17 protein-coding genes are annotated in these 19,341 nt (G+C 69.7%); 11 read left to right on the top strand and 6 right to left on the bottom strand.

The annotated features are described in order from the left end of the window. Nucleotides 1–50: 50 nt before the first annotated feature. The 4 genes from JQX13_RS48570 to thiD all read right to left on the bottom strand — a co-directional run bounded on the left by JQX13_RS48570 (nt 51) and on the right by thiD (nt 4,348). A complete protein-coding gene (locus JQX13_RS48570; RefSeq protein WP_203406189.1) occupies nt 51–1,298 on the bottom strand; it encodes a serine/threonine-protein kinase in 1,248 nt (415 codons plus the stop codon). Between the two features lie 125 nt (nt 1,299–1,423). Further along, a complete protein-coding gene (locus JQX13_RS48565) occupies nt 1,424–1,714 on the bottom strand; it encodes a hypothetical protein (RefSeq protein WP_203406188.1) in 291 nt (96 codons plus the stop codon). Nucleotides 1,715–1,885: 171 nt separating this feature from the next. Next, nucleotides 1,886–3,352 carry an ATP-binding protein gene (locus JQX13_RS48560; RefSeq protein WP_203406187.1) on the bottom strand — a complete coding sequence of 489 codons (1,467 nt, stop codon included), beginning with the start codon at nt 3,350–3,352 and terminating at the stop codon, nt 1,886–1,888. Nucleotides 3,353–3,538: 186 nt separating this feature from the next. After that, nucleotides 3,539–4,348: a bifunctional hydroxymethylpyrimidine kinase/phosphomethylpyrimidine kinase gene (gene thiD, locus JQX13_RS48555; protein WP_203406186.1), complete on the bottom strand. Its 810-nt coding sequence runs from the start codon at nt 4,346–4,348 to the stop codon at nt 3,539–3,541. 201 nt (nt 4,349–4,549) lie between these two features. Between thiD and JQX13_RS48550 the strand changes: the two genes are divergently transcribed. From JQX13_RS48550 to JQX13_RS48535, 5 genes are all read left to right on the top strand, one after another. Then, nucleotides 4,550–5,596, top strand: a complete 1,047-nt coding sequence (locus JQX13_RS48550; protein WP_203406185.1) for a hypothetical protein — start codon at nt 4,550–4,552, stop codon at nt 5,594–5,596. Nucleotides 5,597–5,690: 94 nt separating this feature from the next. Continuing rightward, the gene (locus JQX13_RS48545; RefSeq protein WP_203406184.1) at nt 5,691–6,806 is read left to right on the top strand and encodes an FKBP-type peptidyl-prolyl cis-trans isomerase; all 1,116 of its coding nucleotides are present in this window, start codon (nt 5,691–5,693) and stop codon (nt 6,804–6,806) included. Continuing rightward, the gene (locus JQX13_RS48540; protein WP_203406183.1) at nt 6,806–7,321 is read left to right on the top strand and encodes a hypothetical protein; all 516 of its coding nucleotides are present in this window, start codon (nt 6,806–6,808) and stop codon (nt 7,319–7,321) included. The genes JQX13_RS48545 and JQX13_RS48540 overlap by 1 nt, the downstream gene beginning before the upstream one ends. A 117-nt stretch (nt 7,322–7,438) precedes the next feature. After that, entirely contained in the window at nt 7,439–7,564 is a 126-nt protein-coding gene (locus tag JQX13_RS55765) for a hypothetical protein (protein ID WP_275424953.1), read from the top strand. Between the two features lie 9 nt (nt 7,565–7,573). Then, entirely contained in the window at nt 7,574–8,815 is a 1,242-nt protein-coding gene (locus tag JQX13_RS48535; RefSeq protein ID WP_203406182.1) for a threonine/serine ThrE exporter family protein, read from the top strand. A gap of 18 nt (nt 8,816–8,833) precedes the next feature. Here the strand turns inward: JQX13_RS48535 and JQX13_RS48530 are convergent, their stop codons facing one another. After that, complete coding sequence (locus JQX13_RS48530; RefSeq protein ID WP_203406181.1) at nt 8,834–9,475, bottom strand: CDP-alcohol phosphatidyltransferase family protein; 642 nt, start codon at nt 9,473–9,475, stop codon at nt 8,834–8,836. 331 nt (nt 9,476–9,806) lie between these two features. Next, on the bottom strand, nt 9,807–10,070 hold the full coding sequence (locus JQX13_RS48525) for a hypothetical protein (RefSeq protein WP_203406180.1): 264 nt from the start codon (nt 10,068–10,070) through the stop codon (nt 9,807–9,809). Nucleotides 10,071–10,338: 268 nt separating this feature from the next. Here JQX13_RS48525 and JQX13_RS48520 point away from each other — a divergent pair, with 268 nt between their 5' ends. The 6 genes from JQX13_RS48520 to JQX13_RS48495 all read left to right on the top strand — a co-directional run bounded on the left by JQX13_RS48520 (nt 10,339) and on the right by JQX13_RS48495 (nt 19,254). Further along, complete coding sequence (locus tag JQX13_RS48520) at nt 10,339–13,290, top strand: choice-of-anchor D domain-containing protein (RefSeq protein ID WP_203406179.1); 2,952 nt, start codon at nt 10,339–10,341, stop codon at nt 13,288–13,290. A 123-nt stretch (nt 13,291–13,413) separates the two neighbouring features. Further along, entirely contained in the window at nt 13,414–13,830 is a 417-nt protein-coding gene (locus JQX13_RS48515; protein ID WP_239014317.1) for a hypothetical protein, read from the top strand. Nucleotides 13,831–13,952: 122 nt separating this feature from the next. Continuing rightward, nucleotides 13,953–15,947 (top strand): serine/threonine protein kinase, encoded by a 1,995-nt coding sequence (locus tag JQX13_RS48510; protein WP_203406178.1) that lies wholly within the window; start codon nt 13,953–13,955, stop codon nt 15,945–15,947. Between the two features lie 22 nt (nt 15,948–15,969). Then, the gene (locus tag JQX13_RS48505; RefSeq protein ID WP_203406177.1) at nt 15,970–17,958 is read left to right on the top strand and encodes a serine/threonine-protein kinase; all 1,989 of its coding nucleotides are present in this window, start codon (nt 15,970–15,972) and stop codon (nt 17,956–17,958) included. A gap of 220 nt (nt 17,959–18,178) precedes the next feature. Further along, nucleotides 18,179–18,703 carry a MerR family transcriptional regulator gene (locus tag JQX13_RS48500; protein WP_203406176.1) on the top strand — a complete coding sequence of 175 codons (525 nt, stop codon included), beginning with the start codon at nt 18,179–18,181 and terminating at the stop codon, nt 18,701–18,703. Nucleotides 18,704–18,759: 56 nt separating this feature from the next. Beyond that, nucleotides 18,760–19,254 (top strand): sigma factor-like helix-turn-helix DNA-binding protein, encoded by a 495-nt coding sequence (locus JQX13_RS48495; RefSeq protein ID WP_203406175.1) that lies wholly within the window; start codon nt 18,760–18,762, stop codon nt 19,252–19,254. Nucleotides 19,255–19,341: the final 87 nt, after the last annotated feature.

Here is a 19,341-nt window from a genome sequence, read left to right as displayed (position 1 = left end):
TCTACCCGAAATCCCCTGGCGTTACACCCGCGGGTCCTTAACGCTCCGTGTCAGCCCAGTAGGACCATCAGTAGGTGGGCGAGCGAGGCGAGTACCACCCCCACGGCCGCCGTGGTCCCGGCCATGATGGCGAGCGGGTGCTTGTCCACCGAGCGGAGGGCCTCGTGGAACCCGCGCTTGATGAGGGTCCGCTGGCACTGCACCTCGATGCGCCCCTCCATGACATCCTGGAGCTGCCGCATCATCTCGTCGACCGACTGGTGGCGCTGGGCCGGGTCCTTCGCGAGTCCCTTGTGGACGAACCACCGCAGCTCCGCGGGGACGGGGGGCTGGTGCGGGTTCGCGCCGAGGGTGAAGGCGTTGGGCCCTTCCTTCTCCACTCCCGCGAGCACCTCGGCCAGCGACTCACGTCCCTCCAGGTAGTGACGCAGGAAGAGGAACTCGTGGAACACGACGCTCAGGCTGTAGGTGTCACTGCGCACGTCCACCGCGTCGTGCTGGCCGCGGGCCTGCTCGGGCGACATGTAGAGCGGTGTGCCCACCACGGCGCCCGTCTGGGTCTGCAGCGACACGGCCTCGCGCAGGCTCTTCGGGGTGTTCGTCGACGTCGCGGTGCGGGCCACGGCATCCGGCTGGTGGGGGCGCCGGGCCAGGCCCCAGTCCATCACGGTGACCTCGCCATAGGGCCCCACCATGATGTTGGCGGGCTTGATGTCCCGGTGGATGAAGCCCTTGCGGTGCGCGTACGCCAGCGCGTTGAGCACCCCCATGAAGACCTGTACCCGGACGGGGAAGGTGAAGCGCGCGTGCGTGGCGGCGTCTCCCTGGCGGAGCTTCTCGATGATGGACTCGAGCGTGTCGCCCTGGAGGTGCTTCATCACGAAGTAGTACCGGCCGAGGTGGTCGATGCCGACGTCGTGCACCGGGACGATGTTCGGATGATCCAACTGCCCGGCGGTGCGGATCTCCTCCACGAACCGGAGCACGCGATCCAGATCGGACCCCTCGGGCAGGCGCTTGAGGGCCACCATCCGCTCGATGTCGTTGTCCTTGAGCAGCACCACCTCGCCCATGCCGCCCTGTCCCAGCTGGCGGACCTCCTCGAAGCGCTCACGCTCGAAGGGCACCACGTCGGGGCGATCCCCGTTCCACTCGATCCGGGGGAGCACCGTGCTGCGCCGGGCGGAGGCGGCCACCGGGACGTTTCGCGGTACGGAGACGTCTCCGGTCCGCGAGGCCGGCGAGACCAGCGTGGCATCCAGGTTGGCGTCCGGAACGTATCTGAGCGTGTCCGTCATGGATTCTTTGAATAACAGAACCTCGCTCGTCTCGCTCGGCGGCCTGCCCCGGGAGCGGCCGCGGGCCCTGGCCCTGGCTCACACCACATCGCTCGATCGATGTGGGGGCGGGTAGGGCGAGTCCTTCAGTAGACCGCGACCATCAGGGAGCGGCCCGCCTCGAAGCGCGGCTCCTTCTGCAACTGCTCCAGCACACTGGAGGTGCAGTGGAGTGTCACCATGGGAATGAGGCCGGGATCGCTCACCCATTTCACCGCGTCCATCAACTGATGGGATTGGAGGTAGCTCAGGACGGAGTCCCGGAACTGTTCTCCCTCGGCGCACGCCGCCGAATAGACGGCCGATCGGTCTCGCCGCGGGGCGGGGCGATACTCGGCGGGCTCTTCGCGGGGCATGACGATGGTCTCAATCCACATGCGAGAGCCTCCGGTCTCACGGGCCGAGAAAAGCGGCCATTAGAATATCGCAAGTGACACGTTTCGTGTTGCTTCTTTTTTTCATTCTTCACGGGGCGTGTGGGTCACGCTGCGAGCATGTAGAGAGAGGCCGCTCGTCCCGAATGTGACGCCGGGAGGGCCCGCTGCCCGTCAGAGATCCTGGGCGATGGGGAAGCGGAGCGTGAAGGTGCTTCCCTGTCCGTACTGGCTCCTCACCTCGATGCGGCCGTTGTGGCGCGACATGATGCCGTAGCTGATGGACAGGCCCAGCCCGGTGCCCTTGCCTGGAGGCTTGGTGGTGAAGAACGGGGTGAAGAGCCTGGCGAGGACCTCTCTCGTCATGCCCTGTCCCGTGTCGGAGATGCGCACCAGGACCTCGTTGCCCTCGCGCAGGGTGGAGATCTGGATGACCCCGCGCTCCGGGATGGCCTGCACGGCGTTGAGCAGCAGGTGGGTGAAGACCTGGTTGAGCTGGGCGGGGCGGCCGAGGATGGGTGGCACCGGCCCGTAGTCGCACCGCACCTCGGTCCGGTACTTGAGCTGGTTCCACACCACCTTGAGCGTGGTCGCCAGCTCCTTGTTCACGTCGACCAGCTCCGGCTGTCCGGAGTCCTCGCGCACGAAGGCCTTCAGGCTCTGAACGATGTCCGCCACGCGGTGGGCGCCCTCGCGCGAGTCGCGGAGCAGATCGTTCACGTCACCCAGGAGGTAGTCGAGGTCCTCCTTCTGCTGGATGGACTGGATGCGGGCGAGCAGCTCGGGGACGGGCCCCTGCTGCTGTTCCGGCCCCAGGGTCGCCGCGAGCTCGCGGTAGAGCTCGAGCAGCTCCATGAAGACGGAGAGGTACTGGGTGAGCGTGCTCAGGTTGCTGGTGATGTAGCCCAGGGGGTTGTTGATCTCATGGGCGATGCCGGCCACGAGCTGCCCCAGGGAGGCCATCCGCTCGGAGTGGAGCAGCTGCGCCTGTCGCTCCTCCAGCGCCACGGTCGTCTGGAGCAGCTCCGCGGTGCCGTTGTGGAGGATCTTCTCCAGCTGGTCGCGGTGGCGCTGGAGCTCCTCCTCCCGCTGGCGCAGCAACACCTCGGTGCGACGCCGCTGCTGCTCGCTGCGCCACCCCATGATGATGCTGCAGCAGGTGGTGAGGAAGGGCCGGAGGAACTCGACGAGCTCGGGGCCGTAGCCATCAGGGCGGTTGGCGATGCCCACCATGCCCACCAGCTCGCCCCCGGATTTGAAGGGCAGGCCGAGGAAGGTCCTCAGGGGCGGGTGGCCGTTGGGGAAGCCTCCCCGGCGCGGGCCCTCCGCGGGCTCGTTGGCGATGACGGGCTCCCCGGTGGTGAGCACGCTGCCGAAGATCGTGTCCAGGTCGCGCAGCTCCCGCAGCTCGTCCGTCCACTCGACGTTGCTGATGGAGTGGTTGCGCAGGTAGGGCCTGCCCTCCGGGTCGTGGAGGACTTCGCCGATGAAGCCGTACTCGCTCTCCGTCAGCTCGAGCAGTACGGTGAGCAGCTTGTCGAACAGGTGGTGCGCGTCGCCGCTGCCCTGGATGAACTCCGATTGAGACTCGGCGAGCGCCCGGAGCAGACGGTTGCTGGCTTCGAGCGCTCGTTCCGCCACGAGCGCACGTGAGCGGGTTCGACCCTGTGTGGTGTCCGGTCGTCGACCCGAGGCGGCTTTGCTCATCGTGTTCTCATGCTAACCCGTCCCGGGGGGAATCCCTGGTGCATCATCGGCCCACCCCGGCGGATATCCAAGTCTGTACGCTCGGAGTCCGGGTAGCCGCGCCTACACCTCGGGCGTGATTCATGCGCCGAGCAGTGGAAAGAAGTGCCCGATGGGCCCATTGCCCCGGCCCACGGCGAGCGGGTGTTGGAGCGCCCGGGTGACGTATTCCTTGCCAAGCCGGGTGGCCTCGAGCAGCCCATGCCCCAGGGCCAGGTTGGCGGCGATGGCCGCGGACAGCGTGCACCCGGTGCCGTGTGTATTGCGCGTCTCCACCGAGGCCAGGTGCAGTGTCTCCAGTCGCTCGCCGTCGAACCAGACGTCGGTGCCTCGCAGGGCCCCCGGCATGGCGCCTCCCTTGACGAGCACCGCCTTCGGTCCCAACCGGTGGACGCGGCGCGCGGCCTCCCGCATGTCCTCCAGCGTCTGGATCTCCAGCCCCGCGAGGAGCTGCGCCTCGTGCCGGTTGGGGGTGACGAGGGTCGCCAGGGGGAGGAGCTGCTCCCTCAGGGCCGCCACCGCCTCGTCATCGATGAGCCGCGAGCCCGCCCGCGACACCATGACCGGATCCACGACGAGCGGGGTGATTCCGAGCGCCCTCACCCGCTCCGCCACCCGGGCGATGATCTCCCGGTTGACGAGCATGCCGGTCTTCGCGGCGCCCATGCCGATGTCCGAGGCCACCGCGTCGATCTGCGCCGCCACCGAGTCCGGGGGCATGACGTCCACCCGGGTGACGCCCTGCGTGTTCTGGGCCGTGAGCGCCGTCAGGGCGCTGGTCCCGTGGACCCGATGGAAGGCGAAGGTCCGCAGATCCGCCTGGATTCCCGCTCCACCACCACTGTCCGAGCCCGCGATCGTGAGCGCGGTCGCTACCTTCCTGTACTCCATCTTCGTCCTGTCCCTCCTGGAGGTGGCGCAACATACGCCCACCTTCGGCAGCCACGCCTTCTCTACGAAGTGAAAACGGGGGTTCACCTCGGGAGGAACGGCTCGTGACTCTTCGTGAAGCCTGAAGAAACGCGGGTCCGCGAGCAACTCGGGCCGGACTGGCTCGATAATGGGGCGAACGCTTCATTTCTGGAGAATTCGATGGCTCCTCGCGTCGGAGACACCCCGCCTCGTCCTCGCCCCAGGCCCACGCCGGAGCGCAGGCCCCAGGCCACGCCGACGGCCCGTCCGACGCAGACGGCCCGCCCCACGCCCACGCCGACGTCGGGGACCACGGCCCGTACGCAGCGGAGCGGGCATGGCCTGTCGTCCGAGTTCGTCGACAAGAAGGTCAAGGACTCCAACAACGTCGCCAGCGCCATCCAGGTGCCGTCGGGCATCTCGGGCATGTTCCAGAAGACCCCGCCGAACCTGTCGCTCGGGCTCAACCGGCTCAACGCCTTCGGCTCGGTCGCGGCCGTCCCGTTCGCCATGTACCAGGCGGCCCGTGATTTCGGTAAGGCGCGGGAGAACCCCACCACGGGCAACGTCCTGCAGGCCGTGACGTCGGGCATTGGCGTGCCGCGCAACATCGCCGCCGCCGCGGGCGCGGTGTTCAGCGCCAAGACGGCGCACACCTACCGCGGGGCCTTCCGCGCCGCCGAGACCGCCTTCCGGGCCGCGGCTCCGAACGTGTCGTCGAGTGCGCTGCGCTCGGCCGCCCACGCCGCCGCGTCCTCCTCGGTGGACGCGCTCCAGAATGGCATCCGCTCGGGGGCCTCCCGGCTCATCAACAGCGGCGGGGTTCGCGCCGCCGAGAGCGCCATCTCCACCGCGGTGAAGGGTGGAGAGGGCGCGATCCGGACCCTCATGGGCACGGGCACCCGCGCCGCCGCCCGGGCCGAGCTCCGCGCCGCCGCCAGCGGTGCGGCGCGTGCGGCCACCAACGCCGCCCTCCACTCCGGTGCCAGTACGCTGGGCCGTGCGGCGGCCCGCTTCGCCCCGGGTGTGAACGTCGCCGTCGCGGCGATGGACGTCACCATGGCGGCGACCACCCTGGCCAACCCGGATGCGAGCACCACCGCCAAGGTGACGAGCGTCATCACCGCGGTCGGCTCCGTCGCGGCGGCCACCAACATCCCCGTTGTCAGTCAGGTGGGCGCGGCGGTCTCGGTGGTGTCCAGCTTCGTGGGTGGCCTGTTCGGCTGAGCCTTCCCTCTCTCTGGCTCTCGCGAAGGCCCGTGGCACTGCCACGGGCCTTTTGCTTTGCTGGGCCCGGAATCGCATCGGAGATCCTACGTTCATGGAGAAGAAGCCCGAGTCGCGCCCCGCCGTCTCGATGGAAGAGGCCAACCTGCGGAGGATGGTGGAGCAGAGCGCGCTGGTGCGAGCGCTCTCTTCCGAGGAGGTGGCGCTGCCCCCGGTGAAGGCCCCCTCGCTGGAGGGCCTCGAGGTGACGGTGCCTCGCGCTCCGGACATCACCCAGGACGCGCTGCTGGAGCGTTTCCATGAGCTGCGCCGGGAGCTGGCCGAGCACCGGGAGCGGCAGGCGGGCGAGGCGGTGGCCATGGGGGACGAGGTGGTGCTGGACATCCTCGGCTTCGCCCACGGGAAGCTCATCCCCTTCAGCGTGCGGAGCGACCTGCGGACCGAGGTGGCTCCGCGCCCGGCGCTGCCCGGCCTCTTCGAGGGGTTGGTGGGGCAGAAGGTGGGGGAGTTCGTGCGGCTGCCGGTGACGTTCCCCGCGGACTACCCGGCCGAGGGGCTCCGGGGCGTGGAGGGGCAGTTCCTGGTGGGAATCAAGGCGGCCTGGGAGCTGACGTTGCCGGAAGAGGAGAGCCCGGAGTTCCTCGCGCGCCTGGGGCGGGGGAAGACGTTGGATGAGGTGATGACCTCCATCGCCGGAGAGCTCGAGGAGCAGCTCACCAACGACCTGTGGCTCGAAGCCGAGCAGCGGGTGTTGGACGAGGTGGCCGAGCGCACCCAGGTGCAACTGCCCGCCTCGCTCATCGACGAGGAGATCCGCCGGCTGTGGGGCCGGACCGAGGGCCGCATCCTCTCCCTCAAGGGAGTGCCCGCCGAGGACCAGGAGGCCGATCTCCAGGCCTGGCTGGCCGATGGCGCCCAGCGTATGGAGGCCGAGCGGCGGTTGCGCGTCTCGCTGGGGCTCAAGGCGCTCATCGAGCAGGAGGGGCTGAAGCTGGAGGAGGCGGACATCCACGGGCTGCTCGACCGGGTGGCGGCGGAACTGGGGATGACGCGGGACGAGGTGGAGCGGTCGCTGAAGGAGGAGCGCGCGGCGGCCCGGTCGGTGGCGGAGACGGCGCTGCACGTGCGCGCGGTGGAGTACGTGATGGATCGCGCGCGCATCCACTTCGAGGGCGCCGAGGAGGGCCGGGCTCAGCTCGGCGAGCAGTGATGGGCCTGGTGGAAGCGATCGTCTTCCGGGGTTGGCCGAGGCCCGAGCGACCCGAGAAGCTGGTGTTGGATCTGACGCGCCCGAGCCTGTGCGGCATCCGGTTGGGAGAGCCTGGGAGCCGTGTTCGGGAGGTACTGGGTGCACCGGCCTCGTGGCGCGAGAAGCTCAAGCGGGGGTGTTGGGCCTATCCCGCGTGGGGCCTGCGCGTCGATGTTCCGGCGGAGCGGGAGGTGGAGTCCTTCCGCATCGCGTTGCAACGGCCCGAGGAGGGGCTCACGTCCACGCGTCTGCCCTGGCAGTCCTTTTCGGGGCAGATCGTCCTGCCTCAGCAGACCGTGCCGGCCTCGCGGCTGACGACGCGCCAGGTCTTCGAGGCCGCGTTCCAGGGTCCGAGCGAGGTCGAGGAGGTGATGGGAGACACCGTCCTCACCTGGGAGCGCGACGGGTGGATCCTGGAGGTGGCCTTCCACCCGGAAGGCGGGCCGCTGTACGTGGACGTCCAGCGCGATGATTGAGGCGCCCGAGCAACTTCCGGAGCGGCTTCTCGGCGACAATGGGGGAAGAGTGGGGTAGGCGCTTCCACACGGAACCGGGATGAAGTGGTAGAGGTCCCGGGTCCACCATGCGTCGAGGTGGACTTCGCGCTCGGCGGTGGAGACCGGCGCGGCGCCATCGACATCCCTCCCGCCAGCGAGGTGTTCGTCTACGCCACGGACGCGGGGCTCCACGTCACCAACACCCGGCCGCTCGGCAAGTAACCCCCCGGTATGGACGCGCATCCCCTCGGAAACCAGGAGCTCGGAGAAGTGCTCGCCGTGGCGCTTCGCGCCGGGCAGATCATGCTGGAGAACGGCGCCAACATGGCCCGGGTGGAGGAGACCGTCATCCGCTTCGGCACCGCCCTGGGCGCCGAGCGGCTGGACGTGTTCGCCACGCCCACCGGCATCGTGACCACGGCCCTTGCCCGCGAGCTGCACCGCACCCGCATCGTGCGCGTGTTGAAGACGGGCATCGACCTGAACCGCGTCGCCGCCGTCAACGCGCTCGCCGAGCGCGCGGGCTCGGGTGAGCTGAGCCGGGCGCAGCTGCGTGAAGAGCTGGAGCGGATCGCCCGCGCGCCCAGGCGCTTCGGAGATGTCCTCACGGTCCTGGCCGTGGGCATGGCCTGCGCCTGCTTCGCGCTCCTCTTTGGCGGTAATGCCATCGACGCCGGGGTGGCGGGCGTGGCGTCCGGCGCGGGGCAGGCGTTGCGTGAGTGGCTGGGCTGCCTGCAGATGGGCCGGCTGGCGATGACGTTCCTGGTGACGTTGTTGGCCGCGGGCCTCGGGCTGATGGGGGCGCGCGTGCTGGGAACGCCCGAGCCAGGGCTCGCCCTGGCCGCCTCGGTGCTCCTCCTGGTGCCGGGGGTCCTCATGGTCAGCTCCGTGGCCGACCTGTTCCGCGGGGACACCCTCTCCGGCCTGTCGCGGGCGACCTCCGCCGCGCTCGTCGTCGCGGTCGTCGGAGCGGGACTGTACGTGGTGCTGCTCGTCTCCGGCCTCGATCTGGCGCTCTCCACCAACGCGCCGCCGCCGCTCGTGCTCGCCATCCTCTTCGCGCTCGCCGCCACCGTCGGCTTCGCGGTGCTCTTCGACGTGCCCCGCCGGGCGCTGCTGCCGTGTGCCCTCGTGGGGGCGGTGGGCTACGCCGTGCGCGGTGGCTCCGCGCTGCTCGCACCGGCCATGCCTCCCGAGGGCGCCATGTTCCTCGCGGGGTTCGCCATCGTGCTCCTGTCCGAGCCCATCTCGTACGTGCTGCGCATGCCCACCAGCATCTTCGTCATCCCCGGCTTCATCCCGCTCGTGCCGGGAGTGCTGGCCTTCCGCACCGTGCTGGCGCTGGCCGCGCAGGACTACACCTCCGGTACGGCCACCCTGGTGCAGACGGCGCTGCGCGTGGGAGCGCTCGCGGCGGGGATCGGTACCTCCCAGGCGCTCACCCGGCGCAAGTGGTGGCCCACCATCCGGTAGCTCGGAACTCGAAGTCGCTCAGAACTTGGGGATGCGCAGCGTCTTGCTGATCATCGCGCTGCCGCTGGCGAAGTAGATGAGCACCAGCGGGTGCATGTCGAAGGCGCCCAGGTGCCACACGCCGAAGGGGAGCTCATCCCCGGTGCGGCCCTTCCAGAAGAAGAAGGCGAGCACCATCACCAGGGCCAGGCTGGTGGGGATGGGGGTGCCCTCGAAGTACTTCACCTTGCCCGTCCCGTCCGAGAGGCTGGCCGCGGTGACGTTGAAGCGCGCCAGACGGCTGATGCCGCAGCCCACGAAGTAGAGCAGCACCGCCACGTCCAGCCCGCCGCGCATGCCCATGGCGAAGGCGAGCGCCGCGGGGGCCATGCCGAAGGAGATGACATCCGACAGGGAGTCCAGGTCCGCCCCGAGCGGCGAGGACTGGAAGCGCCAGCGCGCGATGCGTCCGTCCAGGGCGTCGAGGATGAAGGCCAGCGGCATCAACCCGAAGGCGAGCCACAGCCAGTGGGGCATCCCGGTGGCCAGGTACTGCATCTGCGACAGGATGGCGCCCGCGCCCGAGAAGGCATTGCCCAACGTGACGAAGTCCGCGGGCGTGAAGGTGCGAATCATCGAGAAGTGGCGCGGCTCACGTTTCTGCTGCGACTCCGGCGTCATGCAGTCCCTCCGCGGCCCCGGGGGGCGTGGAGCCCATGGCTTACCGCATCTGGCGGACTTCGCCGCTTTCTTTGCGGGGATGTCGTCCGGACCGTCCGCCGTTCAGCGTCCGGCGTCCCAGTCCACCGGGTGGTGGGTACCCGAAGACGTCATGGCCGTGGCCCGCGTCTCGGAAGGGGATGGAGCGTATGCGCTCCAAGGGGTCGGCCAGGAGCCTGGAGGCGAGCCGGCGTCCGGCTCGTCCCTCCAGGGATTGCAGCACCGCGGGCCACTCCTTCATGGTGCAGGGCCTGCGGGGGCCGGGCGACTTCCCGCGGGGATTGCGTGGGACTCAGGCCTGCCCGCCCGGCCGATGCTGGCGGACCGACTCGCGGAAGCCGCGGAACTTCTCCACCAGCTCCTCCATGGCCCGGCGCGAGACGTCCGACACCTCGTCGGCGAGCTTCTCCGCGTCGCGCACCACGGGCTCCAACTCCTTCCACTTGTCCTTGGCGTCCATGCCGGCCAGGTGGATGTCCACGCGGATCTCATCCCGCAGTGTCTTCAGCCGGCCAAGGTTCTCCTTCATCCAGTCGCGCATCTGTCGCTCGTTCATGACGCTCTCCTTCCGTTGCGTTTCCTCTCTCGAGGGAAACGCAAGTGACGTGCCGTGCCACGGGAGGCGAGCGTCCGTGTTCCGACTGGAAACGGACAGCGCCACGTATGGAAGGCGGAGGTGTGTTCGAATGCCGGAAAAAGGACCAGGGGTGGACGTTGCCCCCCCCACGGTGGGTGCCTAGCTTCGCATCCTGATCCCACGGGGCTCCTCGTGTGGGTTCCGGGATGGGTGGGCGCAGGGGTGTTGGGGAAGGGGAATGGGAGCCATGAGCAGTCGCTGGGGGCTGTGGGTCCTCGCGGTGCTGGGAGTGTTGACGGGGTGTGCCGATCGCGACCGCCCCGCTATCGCCGATGGAAGGTTGACGGCGACGCCGGGAGGGGTGGATTTTCAGCGGGTGGCGGTCTTCGACGGGCGCGAGGCAGAGGTCGTGCTGCGCAACGTGGGCCGCTCCCGCATCATCGTGGACGAGGCCTGGGTGGAGGGTCCCGCGGGGGCCTGGCAGGTGGACTTCACCCACGAGGGTCCGCACTCGCTCGTGCCGGGCGGTGATTGCGCGTTGCGTGTGCGCTTCACCCCGCGGGGAGAAGGGTCGCTGCCGGCCACGCTGGTGGTGCGCTCGGACTCGAAGAAGGAGCCGTTGATCCGGGTCCCGCTGCAGGGAATGGGCGTGGACGCGTGGGCGCGCGTGACGCCGCGGAAGCTGGACTTCGGGCGCATCGAGGCCGACTCCGCCAAGACGCTCACCGTCACCGTCACCAACCCCACGGACATGCGGGTGGAGGTGACGCCGAAGCTGGTGGGCGCGGACAAGGACGAGTTCTCCGCGGAGCCGCTGTCGCTGGGGCCGGGGGAGCAGCGCGAGTTGCCCATCACCTTCTCGCCGGGGCGGGTGGGTGGCAAGCAGGTGGCGCTGGCGGTGTCGCCGTGCCGGGGCTGCTCGGACGTGGCGGTGCAGGTGGCCGCCGAGGCGCTGGAGCAGGCCGTGGTGGCCGAGCCGCCGCTGCTCGACTTCGGCTCCATTCCCGTGGACAAGGACCGCGTCCTGCTGGCGCGCCTGCACAACATCAGCACGGAGCCCATGACGGTGACGGAGCTCAACCTGGCGGGCAAGGACGCGTCCTTCAGCCATGGGCCCTCGGGGCTCCCGCTGGTGCTGGCGCCCGGAGAGAAGCGCTCCTGGGAGATGCGCTACAGCCCGGGCCACATGGGGCCGGCCGAGGACCAGGCCTCCTTCCGCGTGGAGAGCAAGCGCCACCCCACGACGGACGTGAAACTGCAAGGGTTCGGCGGCGCGGCGGAGCTGTGCGTGTCGCCGCTCACCCATGACTTCGGGCGCCAGCCGATCGGCTCGAAGACGGCGGTGGTCGTCAACGTGAAGAACTGCGGCGCCTCCAACGGTGGCCCGCTCACCCTCTACGCGCTCGAGTTCCACTCGCTGGACGGGCACCCGGACTCGGATGTCCAGTTCAACGTGTCGCCGATGACGCTGCCGCACCGGCTGCTGCCCGGCGAGGAGGTGAGCTTCAAGGTCTTCTACGAGCCCTCGCGCGAGGGCGCCGCGGCGGGCCGGCTGTTGATGAACACGGACGTGTACTCGGGAGGAACCACGGAGCTGGACTTCACGGGCACCGCGGAGAGGCACGCTCCCTGTCAGGTGGCCATCACGCCGGCGGCGGTGGACTTCGGGACGGTGGCGCCCGGGTATGGCGCGGTGCTGGGCGTGAAGGTGGCGAACACCGGCTCGGACCTGTGCGCGGTGAAGAACATCCGCCTGCGCGACGATGGGGGCGGGGTGTTCAGCCTGCCCGGTGGTGAGCTGGATGGCCTCGTCATCTGGCCGGGGGACTACTTCAGCCTCATGGTGGCCTTCCTCTCGCCCGCGGGGGGAGGTGACTTCACGGGCGCGTTGCAGTTCGAGCAGGCGGATCCCTCCAACCCGCTGATGCTGGTGCCGTTGGCGGCCCACTCGCAGGCCACGTGCCTGGTGGCCTCGCCCCGCTTCGTGGACTACGGCCTGGCGCGTCCGGACTGCCCGCCGGCTCCTCGCGAGGTGAACTACATCAACGCCTGCCGGGAGCCGGTGTTGGTGTCCGGCGTGCGGATCGGCGCGGGCACGACGGATGGGGAGTTCTCATTGATGGACGCGCCGGGCACGTCCTTCACGCTGGCTCCGGGCGATGCCTTCACCGTGGAGGTGGGCTACGAGGCCCAGGTGTTCGGGTTGAACCTGTCGCCGCTCTACGTGGACACGTCGGATCTGCCCGCGCCGGTGCTCGTCCCGCTCATTGGCGAGTCCTCCAAGCGCGCGGACAAGACGGACACGTTCATCCAGCAGGACGGCTCCAAGGTGGACGTCCTCTTCGTGGTGGACAACACCGCGTCCATGGTGGAGGAGCAGCCGCGCATCGTGTCGGCCATGCCCGCCTTCGCGGACGCGGCGTTGGCCAAGGGCGTGGACCTGCACGTGGCCGTCACCACCACCGGCATCGACGCCGCCACCGACGCCTGTCCGGGCGGGGCGAAGGGCGGTGAAGCGGGCCGCTTCTTCCCGGTGGACGGCAGCCGGCCGCGCATCCTCACCCAGAACACGCCGGGGCTGGCGTCGGTGCTCCAGCAGAACGTGAACGTGGGCCAGTGCGCCGCGGTGGAGCAGGGCTTCGAGGCCGTGCGGCGGGCCCTGTCGCCTCCGCTCGTCAACGGCGCGGACGATCCGCGCACGCCCGAGCGGAACGACGGCAACATGGGCTTCCTGCGCGACGAGGCGGCACTGGTGGTCGTCTTCATGGGCGACGAGGACGATCACTCGCCCGACAGCGTGGACACCTACGTGCGCTTCCTCCAGACGCGCAAGGGCGAGTACCAGCCGCAGCGCATGACCATCTACGCCATCGCGCCCACGGCCGCGGGCTGCCCCACCTCGGGTGGTGCCGGCACGCGCTACGCCGAGGCCGCGACCCGCACGGGTGGAGAAGTGCTCTCCGTGTGCTCGGCCGACTACGCGCCCCTGCTGCGTGCCGTGGCCAACAAGGCCTTCTCCGCCCAGGACCGCTTCCCGCTCAGCGAGCAGCCAGACGCGGGCAGCATCACCGTGACCGTGAATGGCGCTCCGACGACGAGCGGCTGGACCTATGACGCCGTTACGAACAGCGTTGTCTTCTCCTCCGCTCCCGCGCCGGGCGCGAAGGTGGAGATCTACTACCGCCGCGCCTGCCGCTAGTGGCGCGCGGAGGGGGGAATCGCGCCGGAGCCGGTAATCCGGCCTCCGGCGCGACATGTCGGCCCCGGGTGCTACAGCTCTGCTCCGGCCTGTGCGGTTGACCGGAAAATTGGAGGGCACCCCATGCTGAGTACCCTGGGGTCGTCCCCGCAGCAGGAGGCGACGGTGAGCTCTCAACAGCACGACGACAACTCCATCTCCGAGCGTCCACTCACCGGTCGCGCGTCCTCGCCCGCCCGCTCGCCTGGCGGCCTGAGGGTCATCAAGGGGGGCGGGCAGCGTCGGCAGGACGAGCCGTTGGTCTCCCGCGACGCGGTGGCCCGCGTGCTCATGGAGGCGGGGGTGGATCTGCTCCTGCGCCGCATCACCCCGGCCCGGGCCGAGGAGATCGAGCGCAAGGTGGACCGGGTGTTGGATCTGTTCGACCGGGTGGATGCCGCGCCCCTGCTGATGCCGGTGTTGCAGCGGCACCTGGACGAACTGGAGGCCCTCATGCGGGAGACCCGGCAGGTCCGGGCACCGGCCCGTCGTGGGGGGTAGGAGTGGAAGAGTGCGACGGGAGGTTTGACCCTCCCGGCTGGGGCGCTTACGCTCGGGGCCTTCCGCGCCCGGGTGTCTCCATCCACGGCCTCCCTGCCGTGGAGCTGGGGGCATGTCGCACCGTGTCGATCGAGAACTACGGCAAATACCAGCTCCTCAAGCGGCTCGCGATGGGCGGCATGGCGCAGATCTACCTCGCGCGCCAGCGGGGCCCCGAGGGCTTCGAGAAGCTGGTGGTCATCAAGCGCATCCTTCCGCACCTGGCGGAGAACGCGGAGTTCGTCCGGATGTTCCTGGCCGAGGCGCGCATCGCCGCCCGGTTGGATCACCCCAACATCGTCGACATCTACGATCTGGGGGCGCAGGACGACAGCTACTTCATCGCCATGGAGTACATCCACGGCGAGGACCTGCGGCGCGTGTGGAAGCGCGCGGAGCGCAGCGGTCAGCTCATTCCGGTCCCGCTGGTGTGCCGCATCCTGATCGAGGCCTGTGCGGGCCTGGACCATGCGCACAAGAAGGTGGATTCCAACGGCAAGCCGCTGAACATCGTCCACCGGGACATCTCCCCGCAGAACATCCTCCTGACGTTCGAGGGGCGGGTGAAGGTGGTGGACTTCGGTATCGCCAAGGCGGCGGACCAGGCCAGCGAGACGCGCTCGGGGGTGCTCAAGGGCAAGTACTCGTACATGTCGCCGGAGCAGGCGTCCGGGCAGAAGAAGCTGGACTGCCGCTCGGACATCTTCGCCCTGGGCGTGGTGCTGTACGAGCTGCTCACCGGGATGCGGCTCTTCAAGCGTCTCAACGACATGGCCACGCTGCAGGCGGTGGCCGAGTGCCGCATCCAGCCGCCCTCGCAGATCAACCCGCGCGTGCCGAAGGATCTGGACGCCATCGTCATGAAGGCGCTGGCGCGCGATCCGGATGATCGGTACGCGGAGGCGCTGCAGCTGCAACTCGCGCTGGAGGACTGGTTGGTGGCCCACCAGCTGCCCGCGTCCACGGCGCACGTGGCGGCCTTCATGAAGGACCTCTACGCCGCGCGGCTGGCCGAGGAGGCCCGGCTGGGTGACGTGCTCGTGGAGGAGGTCGAGGTCCTCTCTCCCTCCGGTGGTGTGAGGGCGGCGTTCGAGAAGTCCGCCGCCGAGACGATGGCCTCCCCGCGCCAGGTGGACACGGGCGCCTCGGGGCCGCGCACGTCGCCGCGCACGCCAGGCCGGCCCTCCCGGAGCGAGCCGCGCATTGTCTCCACCGAGCGCCAGGAGCCGGAGCCGAGGCTCACCGTGGACATCCGCCGGGCCCCCGCCGCCGAGCCGCGGGAGGAGCCGCCCGCGCAGTCCACGGAGAAGCTCGTGGCGAGGCCGAGCCGGGAGCGGCAGCCGACGGTGGTGGTGCCTCCGCCCGCGGTGCCTCCGCCCTCTGTGCCCTCTCCCGCGGTGCCCCCCACGCGGCGGTTGAACCGGCGTGCCCTGCTGGGAATCGGTGCGGGCATCCTGGTGGGTCTGATGTTCGGCGGGTGGTTGGCCCTGCGCTCCGAGCCGGCCCCGAGGCGCGCGACCGCGACAGAGCCGACCGCGCCCGAGCCCGCCCCGCCAGCGCCCGCGCGACCGGAGCCCCTCCAGGTCCAGGTCACCCTGACGGCGAAGCCCGCGCAGGCCACCCTCACGGTGGATGGCAGGCCGTACGACAAGGCGCCGGTGGTGGTGTCGGCGACTCCCGGGCAGGAGCTGAACGTGCGGGCGGAGGCCCCGCGCCACCAGCCGCTCACCCGGAAGGTGACGGTGGGGCAGGGGCCGGCGCAGGAGGAGTCCCTGGTGCTCGAGCCGCTGCCCGAGCCTCGCAGGGAAGAGCCCAGGCCGGAGCCCGCGAGGCCCGCCACGGCCACGGTGGAGCGCCCGGCCCCGCCGGAGACGCGCCGGGGCACGGTGCGCTTCGCGGTCACCCCTTGGGCGAATGTATCCTGCGGTGGGCGCGACCTGGGGAGTACTCCGCTGCAGGACGTCCAGCTCGTCGCCGGGGTGTATGAATGCAGGTTCTCGAACCCGGAGTTGGGGACACGCACCCAGCGGGTCGAGGTGAAGCCCAACAGTCACACCCGCGTGGTCGTGAAGTTCTAGCCCGTTCGCCAGGATCTCCGCCGTGACACTCGAAGCAGGCACCCCCATCGGCAAGTACGTCGTCAAGCGCAAGCTCGCCGAGGGAGGCATGGCCGAAATCTATCTGGCCACCGCCATGGGCCCCGAGGGTTTCGAGAAGGAAGTCGTCATCAAGCGCGTGCGCTCGTTCCTGTCGGACGACGAGGGCTTCGTGCAGATGTTCATCGCGGAGGCGCGGCTGGCCTCGCGGCTCAACCACGCCAACGTGGTGCAGATCTTCGACTTCGACAAGCACGAGGACTCGTACTACCTGGCCATGGAGTACGTGCGCGGCTGCTCGCTGTGGGATCTGCGCAAGCGCTGCCGCGAGAAGGGCATCGGCATGCCGCCGGTGCTGGTGGCGCACATCGGCGCGCAGGTCGCGGCCGGATTGCATTACGCGCACCGGGCCAAATCCCCGGACGGGGAGTCGCTGCACCTGGTGCACCGCGACGTCACCCCGCACAACGTGCTGCTGTCCTTCGACGGAGCGGTGAAGCTCACAGACTTCGGCATCGCCAAGGCGGGCAACAAGCTGACGCAGCCGGGCGTGCTCAAGGGCAAGTTCGCGTACATGTCCCCGGAGCAGGCGCGGGGCGAGGCGGTGGACGCGCGCACGGACGTCTTCGCGCTCGGCGTGGTGCTCTGGGAGATGCTCACCGGAGGCCGGCTTTTCGACGGGGACTCGGAGGTCGCCATCCTCCGGGCGGTGCAGGAGAGCGTCATCGCGTCTCCGGCCCGCCTCAACCCGGACGTGCCGGAGGACCTGGACGAGGTGGTGTCCATCGCGCTCGAGCGAGATCCGGACGCCCGCTACCAGTCGGCCGGCGAGCTGGAGCGCGCGCTCGCCCAGTGTGTGCTGCACCGTGCGACCAGCGTGGACGACACGGACGTGGGCACCTTCGTGCGGCGGCTCCTCGACGTGCCCCTCACCCAGTTCATCCCGGCTCCGGCCGCGCTGCAGGATCGCTCTCGCAGCCGCTCTGGCAGCACGCTGGTGGCGGGGACGAGCTCGGGGACGCGCGCGCGCACCCGGACGGGAGAGGCACCTTCCCCGGTGCTGGTGGCGGAGCCCCCCGCGCCCGCCCGCCAGTCCACCGCGGTCCTGCCCGGGTCCGGCCCGTCCTCCGGGCGGAATGAGCCGGTGCGCACCGACGCGACCGAGGACTCCCTGGTCTCGGCGTCCACCCTGGTGCTGTCTCGCGACAGGGAAGGGGACGAGGAGAAGAAGGTGACTCCGTCCGAGCCGCTTCCCCCGCGCTCCACCCTGCCGCTGCCCTCGACGCCGGGAGGCAGGGACTCGCGCCCCGCGCTCGTGACTCCGGTCTCGAGGGACTCCCGTCCCATGCCTGCTGTCGGCTCCTCGTCGGCGCCCATGCCCGTTCCCGAGCAGGTGGCTCCGGTGATGCCCTCCGCCGCCGTCGACCCGGCACCCGCCGGGGCGAAGCGTGGGGGCAAGGGTCTCTGGGTGGGCGCGGGCGTGGCCGGGTTGGTCCTCATCGGAGGAGCCGCGGCCCTGGTGCTGCCAACGAAGGAGCCGGCTCCCGACGCTCCGCCCACGACGGCCGCTGTCGTGCCCGACGCGCAGCCCACGGCCGCCGAGGCGAAGCCCGAGAGCGCCGAGGCGCGGCTCATCCCCGAGCCTGCCGCCTCGGACTCACCCGATGCCGGTGCCGACGTACCGGACGCCGGCGCCATGGCCGCCGTGACGCCGCCGACCACCGGGTCCGAGCCCCCACCAGCCGCTCCGCGGCCCGAGCCCGCCGCCAAGGCCGAGGCCCGGGGGACCCTCGTCGTGCGTGCCATTCCGTTCGCGACCGTGCTCGTCTCGGGACAGAAGCCCCGCGAGGTGCAGGGCATCGCGCGCTACTCGCTTCCGCCGGGCAGCTACAAGGTCACCTTCCAGCACCCCTCGGGCGCCACTTCGACCTCCAACGTCGTCATCACCCCCAATGCCTCGGTGGAGCGGAAGTTCGACGCGCGCAAGAAGTAGCACCTCATGAGTCCTGGCGCCGTTGACGGGCGCGCCTCGAGCGCGTCTCCGGCGCCCGCCGTTCCCTTCCCACGTCCGTAGCCCCTCCGCGCGCCGCCGCCCTGGCGCGCGCCCCTCATTCGTGCGCCCACGGACAGTGCTACCGGCTGCTACAGCCTTTTCTTGACAGGTTCGGAACGCATCTGGCATTCAATGGCCTCTACTCAGTACCATATATTCAATGGAAGGGATGCGGTTGCTGGAACCCGAGGAGCTCGAGCGAATCGAACGCGACTTCGCTGGGGGTCTGCCCGCGCGGCAGATCCTCGAGATCTTCCGGCCCCGGGGCGTTCAGCTCTCCGAGGCCACGTTCCGCAAGTACGTCCAGGTGGGCCTGCTGCCCCGTAGCCGTCGGGTGGGGCGCAAGGGAAAGCACCAGGGAAGCCGGGGGCTGTACCCGGTGGAATCAGTTCGACGGATCAACGCCATCAAAAAAATGATGGCGGAAGGTCTCACCCTGGAGGACATCAAGCGCTCCTTCCTCTTCCACAAGAACCACATCGATCAGCTCGAGCGGGATCTCTCCGAGGTGTTCGAGGGTTTTCAGGATCAGCTGGGGGAGCGCGCCTTCGGGAGTGATTACCGGCGCACATTGGAGGCGGAGCTGGCCTCCTTGAAGTCCAGGGCTCGGGACCTGGTCCGGGACGTATCCCGGTTGGGCAGCGCGGTCTCCGCGCACCGAGACGGAAAGCTCCAGTCGCAATAGGATGAAGAAGGGCGGGGGACCGGGTAGAGTGGAATCTTCGTTGGAGGGGTCAGGACATGTCTGAAGTGAAGCAGCAGCGGCCGGAGGAGGAGGCGCCCGCGGAGGCGGACGGTGGGGCGGAGCGCCGTCGCTCGAAGACGATGTCGCGGAAGGAGATGGCGCGCGACCTGCGCCGCCGTCGTCTGACGGGTCAGATCGACCCGGAGGAGGCCGACCTCCTCACTGCCGTCGACTCGCAGCGTCCGAAGACGCGGGCGGACTGTGTGAACGGTCCCCGTCCGTGCCTGTTCGTGTCCTGCAAGCACAACCTCTACCTGGATGTGAACCCGGAGACGGGCTCCATCAAGCTCAACTTCCCGGACAAGGAAATCTGGGAGCTGGAGCACACCTGCGCCCTGGACGTGGCGGAGAAGGGCGGCATCACGCTCGAGGAGGTGGGCGCCATCATGAACCTCACCCGTGAGCGCATCCGTCAGGTGGAGACACGCGGCCTGCTGAAGCTGCGCGAGGCCACCGAGGCCGAGCCCCCGGTCTCCGCTCGCAAGCCCTGAGAATCGGGCCTGAATCCTCCAGCGCACACGGGTTGCATGCTTCGTTGACACCCAGGGGGGTGGTTGCTACACGGGCCGCCTCTCCTA

Source organism: Archangium violaceum, assembly GCF_016859125.1.
Lineage (GTDB): Bacteria > Myxococcota > Myxococcia > Myxococcales > Myxococcaceae > Archangium > Archangium violaceum_A.
The sequence above is the reverse complement of the archived record's forward strand: the minus strand, read 5'-3'. Positions and strand labels throughout refer to the sequence as shown.